The sequence below is a fragment of the Protofrankia sp. Cj3 genome (genome assembly GCF_917627355.1).
Taxonomy (GTDB): Bacteria; Actinomycetota; Actinomycetes; order Frankiales; family Frankiaceae; genus Protofrankia.
This window is the reverse complement of the sequence record NZ_CAKJTR010000142.1, coordinates 6841-13705: the sequence shown is the minus strand read 5'-3', so window position 1 is coordinate 13705 and position 6865 is coordinate 6841. Positions and strand designations below refer to the sequence as shown.

The following is a 6865-nucleotide window of genomic DNA, read 5'->3' as shown; positions in this document are numbered from 1 at the left end:
GCCTACACGGAACGCTATACGGGGATATCGCTGCCGGCCTTTCTGCTGCTCGCCTCGCTGGGCATCGGCCTGCTGCCCGGACGGGTGCGGACGGCAATCATCATGATTGTCTGCGTGACAGGCCTGTCCGGCGGCTGGAACATGGCACGGCAGGAACGCACGCAGGCCGGGGAGATCGCGAATCGGATCTCAGCGCTGGCCCGGCCGGGGGACGTGGTCGCCTACTGTCCCGACCAGCTGGGCCCGGCGGTGTTCCGGGCTATCGAACGCCATGGCGATCTTGACCTCAGGCAGATCGTCTACGCGGACGCGAGCGGGCCGGCGCTGGTTGACTGGGTCGACTACGCGGCCCGGATGAGACGGGCCAGCGGTGCGGACTTCGCGGCCCGCGTGAACACCTTGGCCGGCCCCAGCCACGCTGTGTTCCTTGTGCGCGCGGACGGTTACAAGACCCTGGAAGGTGCCTGCGCGGTCGTTTCGGACCAACTTGCCGCTTTGCGTGACCGCACTCTCCAGGTCGACCGGCGCATGGTCTACGAGGGCGCCGCGCTGGAGCGTTTCTCCACGTTGCGCTGAACAGGCGCGGCCGGCGCTGTTGGGCCGCGCTCGCCCTGGGCGGCGAGCGCGGTCACCAACAGCGCCATCGGCAACGTGTAGTGGTTGAAATAGGACTGTTTGTTCATGACGTCCAACGTGAGCAGCACCACGCCCGCGCCCGCGCAGAACCCGGCGGCGTCGGCCCGCACCCGCCAGGCGAGCCAGTAGGCAAGTACCAGCGCGGCCGCCACCGGCCCGAAACCGGTTGTGACCCCCACGTGGGAGAGCACGCCGGGCACGGACAGCGCATCGCCGCGCACCGGATAGCGAAGATTGGTCATCACCGCGTCCCGCCAGAAGTCCGCCGGGCCGACGGCCACCCAGGGCAGGACGGCAGCCGCGGCGACGGCGACCGAGGCGAGTGTGCGTCTGGGCCCGAACGCCGGCCAGAACGCCGCGACCGGGATCAGCAGCGCCAGGTGCTGCTTGCTGGCGAGAGCCACGGCGAACGCGACGACCGCCCAGCGGGCCCGGCCCGCGGCCACCGCCCACACCATCACGCTGACGCATGCCGTGAGCAGCGGCTCTGTCCAGGACTGCTGAAGCGCGTACATGGATCCGGGAAAGGCCAGCACGAGCAGCGGCAGCGCGGGCGGGAGCCCGGTATCCCCCAGCGCGCCGTTGCGAGCCATGATCCGGCGGATGGCGACAGCTGTGATCACTGAGGCGAGCAGCAGACCATAGCGGACGTCGGTGAGCAGCAGGCGGAAGGGCGCGAGGACGAGCGTTGTCCCCGGCAGATACGGGTAGACATCGAACAGCTGGTTCACCGGATACCCGGTGTGGCTGGGGGCCCACTGCTGACGGTACATGTCCGCGCCCGCGAACAGGCCGTCGGCGGACACCTGGAGGAGGTAGAAGACATCGATACGCGGCCGCGGCGCCGCAAGGATCATTGCGATCCCGGCGCCTGTCATGAGACCGACAACCGACCAGAAGCAGGATGGCGACACGAGCCACCGTGCTCCGGCGCGGTCACCTGGCACCCGGCGTAGCCACCACAGGATCGACCCCGCGGTGAGCAGCCCGCCGGCCACGCCGAGCGCGTCGGAGACGTCCGCCCACCCGCCGGCGGCGTAGTAGCGAGGCCGCATCGTCACACCGGCCGCGAGGACCACGGCCAGCGTCACCCAGACCGCTCCGCGGCCAGCGCGGGCATCCTTGCCGACCATGTTGCCGACGACCACGTTGCCGACACTGACGAGCACCGCGCCCCACCCGGCCAGCACCAATGCCAACGGCCAGGGGCCGCGCCCGTCGCCCGCGGCGATGCCCGCCGCGACGGCACACCAGCCGAGCAGCAGCGGACCCACGTTCCCGCCGGCCGGGAGATCGTGTCGAAACCACCCGGATGCGGTGGTCGGATTGTTCGCCCGGCCGGGTAGGAACGCAGTCATGACCCGCACCATGCCAGAAGCCTTACCCAGCCACCGGGCTGACGCGGAGCGGGTTCGGCCGGGAGATCGTGCCGGGCAATCGCGAGGGGGCGCGGGCAGGTGCCCGCCTGGCTCATGCCAGACTGAGAAGCCGAGCCGGACTATTGTCCACCGGCTTCTTGGTGTGTCGCGCGGATGACCATCGCGTGCGAAGTTGAGGAGAGGTCAGGCACAGTGGCCGAAAAGCCCGAGGTCATCGTTATCGGAGCCGGACCGGCAGGTCTAACAGCTGGCTGGGAGCTGGTGAAGCGGGACGTACCCGTGACGGTCCTCGAAGGCGACTCGACGGTGGGGGGCATCAGTCGCACCGCGGAGCGTGAAGGCTGGCGATTCGACATCGGCGGGCACCGCTTCTTCACCAAGGTGCCCGAGGTCGAGGCCCTCTGGCACGAGATTTTGCCTGATGAGGACTTTCTGATGCGCCCGCGGTCGAGCCGCATCATGTACAACGGGAAACTCTTCGATTACCCGCTGCGTGCCGGTAATGCCCTGCGCGGCCTTGGTGTGCTCGAGGCGGTGCGCTGCATCCTCTCCTACGCCTGGGCGCGGGTCCGGCCGCCCCAGGATCAGACGAAATTCGAAGGCTGGGTCGCGGCCCGTTTCGGCTGGCGCCTGTACGGGATCTTCTTCAAGACCTACACCGAGAAGGTGTGGGGGGTGCCGGCCAACACGATCGAGGCGGACTGGGCGGCGCAGCGTATCAAGAACCTCTCGCTGCTCAATGCCATCATGAACGCGGTCATGCCGAAACGGAACCAAAAGGACATCGCCTCTCTCATCGAGGAGTTCCAGTACCCGAAACACGGGCCCGGAATGATGTGGGAGGCCGCGGCGGACAAAATTTCCAAGCGCGGCGGGAAGATCGTTTTTGAGGAGAAGGTCCGCAGGATTCACCACGCGGATGGCCGGGCCACCGGCGTGACCACCGTGGTCACCGGTGGGTACGGTCCCGGAGCGGGCGCACCGGAGGCCTCCCGGACCGACATCGGGTCCGAGCACCGCTACAGCGGAGACGAGATCATATCGTCGATGTCGTTCTCCTCGCTGATCCGGGTCATGGACCCGCCCGCCCCCGACCATGTGCTGGCCGCGGCAAACGCGCTGCGCTACCGTGACTTCCTCACCGTCGCGCTCGTGGTGCCCGAGTCCGCTGGTTTCCCGGACAACTGGATTTACGTGCACTCACCCGAGCTGCTGGTCGGGCGCATCCAGAATTTCGCCTCGTGGTCGCCGTTCCTGGTGAAGGAGGGGCGCACCTGCCTGGGTATGGAGTACTTCGTGTTCGAGGGTGACGAGACCTGGTCGATGCCCGATGAAGACCTGATCGCACTCGCCTCCAAGGAACTCGCGCAGCTGGGTCTTGTCCCGGCGGACCAGGTGGAACGCGGTTTCGTGGTCCGTATGCCCAAGGCCTACCCGTTCTATGACGCGGACTACAAGAAGAATGTGGAAATCATGCGTGGCTGGTTGGCTGAGGCCGCGCCAAACGTCCACCCGGTAGGCCGCAACGGTATGCATCGGTACAACAATCAGGATCACTCGATGTACACCGCGCTGCTTACCGTCCAGAACCTTGTTGACGGAGCCGAGCACGACGTGTGGGGCGTCAACGTGGAGGAGGACTACCACGAGGAGGTCTCCCCCGGTTACGCGAAGGCACCGCGTTAGCGCAGTCGCGGGACCAGAAGGGGGGACTTGACCGTGACTGACGTGGCGGTGCGGCCGCTGGAGAACATCCCGGGGCCGGCTGCGGAGAGCCAGCCCCGCGCGAAACGGGCTGGCCTTGCTTTCAAGGCGGCACTTTTCGTTTTCATTGCGGTAGCGGTGGTGGTGCGTTTTTCCGCCCGCCAGGCGTTGTGGCTGGACGAGGCGCAGAGTGTCGCCATTGCGCGGCTTCCGTTGACCGGGCCCGGCACGACGCTGTTCGACGGGCTTCGCCAGGATGGCTCGCCACCGCTGTACTACCTGTTGTTGCATGGCTGGATCGAGCTGTTCGGCGTCGGCACGTTCGCGGTGCGGGCGCTGTCGGCCCTGATGAACCTGGCCGCTGTCGGGCCGCTGTTCCTGCTGGCTCGGCGGGTCGTGGGCGTCCGGGCCGCACGGGTCACGGCAGTGCTCTACCTCACCTCACCGTTCGCGTTGTACTTCGCCACCGAGACGCGGATGTACAGCCTGGTGGTGCTGCTGACCGCGGCTGGCGGACTGGCGCTGGAAGCCACGCTGCGGCGGCGCTCACCAGGCTCGGTCGCCGCGTTGGCGCTGTGTGCGGGCATGCTGGCGCTCACCCACTACTGGTGCTTCTACCTGCTGTTCACCGTGGCTGGCTGGCTTCTGCTGGTCCTGGCGAGGCCGCGGCCGGCATGGGGTGTCCAGGCGCCGCTGGTGGCGCTCGGTGGTATCGCCGCCGGGGGCCTTGTGTTCGCCCCCTGGCTGGGAGGTTTCTCCTACCAGATGGCGCACACCGGAACACCGTGGGGAGAACCAGCGACGTTCGCGGCGATCGCGCACGCCTACGGGCAGTGGGCAGGTGGTCCCACCACCCAGGGGCGGACACTGCTGTTCCTCATCACGGGGCTTGCCGCCGCGGGTGTCGCGGGCCGAGCGGTCGACGGCCGGTACGTGCTGTTCGACCTGAAGGGCATGGAGCCCGGCCGGACGCTGTTCCTCCTGGCCACCATGACGCTGTTCGTCGCCGTGGCCGCGGGGAAGGTGGTGGGCAACGCCTGGGCGGATCGTTACACCGCCACCGCGTTCGTTCCGTTCCTGCTGGTCATCGGGCTTGGCGCGACTGTCGCCGTGGACAGTCGGCTGTTCCGCGGGATCATCGTCGTGTGCGCGCTGCTCGGGCTCGTCGGTGGTTACGGCGACCTGTCCCGGACCCGCACCCAGGCGGGCGAGGCCGCGTCGGCGCTGGCACGTCTCGGCCGTCCCGGTGATGTGCTGCTTGTCTGCCCGGACCAGCTCGGCCCGGGACTCGCCCGCACCGTCCCGGCCTGGATGCGCGTACATGTCGTTCCGACCTACGCGCCGCCGGACCGGGTTGACTGGACGGACTACCAGGAGCGTAACGCGAAGGCGAACGGTGTGATCGTCGCGGACAGGGCGCTCGCCGAGGCCGGCCCCGCCAACACCGTGTTCCTCGCCGGCTCCGGTGCCTACCGGACGTATGAGACCCTGTGCACCCAGGTCCGTGGCCGTCTCCAGGACAGCCGCCCACGGGCTGACGAGGTCATGCGGCAGGGCACACCGGCCAGGGTGTGGGAGAACTTCACCCTCCTGCGCTTCCAGCCCTAGGGCGTGATGGTTGTTGGCGTCGCAGCCGCGGGCCGCGCTTCACGCGCAGCCACAGCCGCAGCCGCATCCCCGCCAGGGCACGCCGAGCAGGCGGGGATGGCGGACGCTGCCCCTGCGTGACATCGTCCTTGCCTGGTGTGCCACCCGGGTCGTCACTGGCGCCGCCTATGCCCTGGCCCGCTACATCGCCGGGCAAGGCGGCATCACCGGGCAGCTTGGCGCGGGGCAGCCAGCCACGGGCAGACCGTTCACGCTGACCGGGCTGCTTGGCTGGGATGCCGGCTGGTACGCGGGTATCGCCGAACACGGGTACGCCGGAGCCGGCGGGCAGGGGCTGCGTTTCTTCCCGTTACTGCCGCTGCTGGTCCGTGGGGTCACCCTGCTTCCCGGGCTGGGCGGTCACACCGGCATCACGCTGCTGCTCCTCGTGAACGTGATCGCCCTTGTCTTTGTGGCAGCCCTCGCCTGGCTGGCCAGGTACGAGGGCTTCGACGCGGCGGCAACGTCTCGCCTGGTGTGGCTGGCCTCGTTGGCGCCGCCCGCATTTGTGCTGGTCATGGGCTATACCGAGGCATTGTGGGGGCTGCTGGCCGTTGGCGTGTTCGCGGGCCTGCGCACCCGGCGGTGGGAGCTTGCCACCGCCTGCGGCCTGCTGGCGGGGCTGTGTCGTCCCGTTGGCATCCTGTTGGTCCTACCGGCGGCTGTCGAGACCGTTCGCGGGCTCGGGACAGCCGCTGTCGCGGAGCGGCTACGGCGGGCGGCGGCGGCTGTCGCGCCCGCGGCCGGGTGCGCGCTGTTCGGGCTGTGGTCGTGGATCGCCTATGCGGACGCACTGCTGCCGCTGCGGGTGCAACGGCAGCAGTCGTTGCATGGCAGCTCGTCGAATCCCGCCGCTGTGCTGTGGACGGCGGCCCGGGGAATCACCCATGGCGAAGTGGGCACCGGCCTGCACGTTCCATGGCTGGCGCTGTTCGCGCTGCTGCTCGTCATGATGGCGCGGACGCTACCGGCCTCGTACACGCTGTGGGCCGCCATCACGATGGCCGCCGTACTCACTGGTAGTAATCTTGATTCGAGTGAACGGTATGCGTACGGAACCTTCCCGTTCCTGTTTGTCGCGGCCGCTCTTACCCGGCGTGATGATGTCGTACGTCTCGTCCTGACGGTGAGTGCCGCGATGATGCTGGTGTATGCCACGCTTGCGTTCCTTGGTCTTTACGTGCCGTGACAGGCAGGGTGAACCCGAGGGTTCGTCGCTCTCACCGCCCACCGTGTCGTTACGGTGGCGCCATGGACGTGGAGTATCAACGTTTGTACCTACCGCCCGGAACGGATCGACTTCAGGCGCTGGCGGTACTCACCCTGCATGCCGAGTTCGGTGACTGGGAGCTGGAGCGGCTCCGCCTGCTGCCAGACGGTTCCCGGCGGGTGGTTCTGCGCCGCCCGCGGTGCCGGAGCGGGCTCCCCGGCTATCTGCCGACCTGAGAGCGCCCGGCAATAGGGGACGCGGCGTCGCGGGGCTGGGGCACGCACCTCGC

5 protein-coding genes and 1 pseudogene are annotated in these 6865 nt (G+C 68.4%); 5 read left to right on the top strand and 1 reads right to left on the bottom strand.

The features are described 5' to 3' along the window. Positions 1–576: pseudogene (locus tag MJ783_RS17400) on the top strand (hypothetical protein); the annotation flags it as partial. On the opposite strand, the gene MJ783_RS17395 reads toward MJ783_RS17400, so the two are convergent. Then, entirely contained in the window at positions 534–1994 is a 1461-nt protein-coding gene (locus MJ783_RS17395; protein WP_239311594.1) for a glycosyltransferase 87 family protein, read from the bottom strand. The pseudogene MJ783_RS17400 and the gene MJ783_RS17395 overlap by 43 nt on opposite strands. Positions 1995–2207: 213 nt before the next feature. Here MJ783_RS17395 and MJ783_RS17390 point away from each other — a divergent pair, with 213 nt between their 5' ends. The 4 genes from MJ783_RS17390 (at position 2208) to MJ783_RS17375 (ending at position 6812) form a co-directional block, all read left to right on the top strand. Further along, a complete protein-coding gene (locus tag MJ783_RS17390; RefSeq protein WP_239311592.1) occupies positions 2208–3701 on the top strand; it encodes an NAD(P)/FAD-dependent oxidoreductase in 1494 nt (497 codons plus the stop codon). 33 nt (positions 3702–3734) lie between these two features. Continuing rightward, positions 3735–5327 carry a glycosyltransferase family 39 protein gene (locus MJ783_RS17385; protein ID WP_239311596.1) on the top strand — a complete coding sequence of 531 codons (1593 nt, stop codon included), beginning with the start codon at positions 3735–3737 and terminating at the stop codon, positions 5325–5327. Positions 5328–5340: 13 nt separating this feature from the next. Next, the gene (locus tag MJ783_RS17380) at positions 5341–6555 is read left to right on the top strand and encodes a hypothetical protein (protein WP_239311590.1); all 1215 of its coding nucleotides are present in this window, start codon (positions 5341–5343) and stop codon (positions 6553–6555) included. Positions 6556–6617: 62 nt separating this feature from the next. Further along, positions 6618–6812, top strand: coding sequence for a DUF5703 family protein (locus MJ783_RS17375; protein WP_239311588.1), 195 nt, complete (start codon positions 6618–6620; stop codon positions 6810–6812). Positions 6813–6865: the final 53 nt, after the last annotated feature.